Here is a 1,095-nt window from a genome sequence, read left to right as displayed (position 1 = left end):
ACATCGATCACCAGTTATTGCTGAAGGCGCTCAGGAAGCATTGCCAGGAACCGTGGGTGCTGCTGTACGTCGAGCGCTGGCTGAAAGCGCCAATGCAGATGGCCGACGGCACCATCACGGAAAGGACATGCGGTACGCCGCAAGGCGGGGTCGTGAGTCCATTGCTTGCCAACCTGTTTCTGCACTATGCGTTTGACGTCTGGGTCAGCAAGCACTTACCAAGCGTGCGGTTTTGCCGATACGCGGATGATGGCGTGGTGCACTGCAAGAGCCAGCGGCAAGCGCAATATGCGCTGAATAGAATCAGCGAGCGGTTCCTGCAATGCGGACTCGAAATCCATCCTGACAAAACCCATATCGTGTATTGCCAGGACATCAATCGACACGGAGAGCACTCGTGTGTGCAATTCACCTTCCTTGGGTATACGTTTCGGCCGCGAAAATCGGTCGACAAGCATAACCGGGTCTACGTGAACTTCACGCCGGCGGTCAGTCGTGATGCCCTGCGGGCAATGCGGCAGACGATTAGAGGGTGGCATCTACAACTGATGTGCGACAGTAATCTGACCGACCTTTCTAAGCGGATCAACGCTGTGCTCCGTGGCTGGCAGGGCTACTATGGCCGATTCTATGGCTCAGCCATGAAAGCGGTTTGGCGGCACCTGAATGGCTATCTGGTTCGGTGGTTGCGCCGCAAGTACAAGCATCTGGCCCGACATAAAACCCGGGCATGGCGAGCACTTGGTCAACTGGCGACAGCTTTCCCTCACGCATTTGTGCACTGGGAGCTTGGATATCGGCCACGTGGCTGAATGATGGGAGCCGGATGAGTCGAGAGGTTCATGTCCGGTTCTGAGAGGGGCTGGGGGTGAAATTCCCCCGGTCTACTCACCCCTATGTGTCGACCTGGCAGGGTTTCGTCTACGTCGCTTTCGTCGTCGACGTCTTCGCCCGCTTTATCGTTGGCTGGCGCGTCAGTCGCAGCATGCACACCGAGTTTGTGCTCGACGCGCTGGAGCAAGCGCTGTGGGCGCGGCAGCCGAGTCGCGACGCTTTGATCCACCACAGCGATCGCGGCTCGCAATACGTCTCGAT

The 1,095-nt window shown here is 57.7% G+C and carries 1 protein-coding gene and 1 pseudogene; both read left to right on the top strand.

Annotation, left to right across the window (positions count from 1 at the left end; translation table 11 throughout):
* The coding region (locus C2I19_RS10525; protein WP_255410698.1) for a reverse transcriptase domain-containing protein at nucleotides 1-812 on the top strand (812 nt) is incomplete at its 5' end.
* A 71-nt stretch (nucleotides 813-883) separates the two neighbouring features.
* Nucleotides 884-1,095: pseudogene (locus C2I19_RS10520) on the top strand (DDE-type integrase/transposase/recombinase); the annotation flags it as partial.

Origin of the sequence: Chromobacterium alticapitis (assembly GCF_002924365.1) — a bacterium.
Lineage (GTDB): Bacteria > Pseudomonadota > Gammaproteobacteria > Burkholderiales > Chromobacteriaceae > Chromobacterium > Chromobacterium alticapitis.
This window is presented reverse-complemented; position numbering and strand designations above follow the sequence as displayed.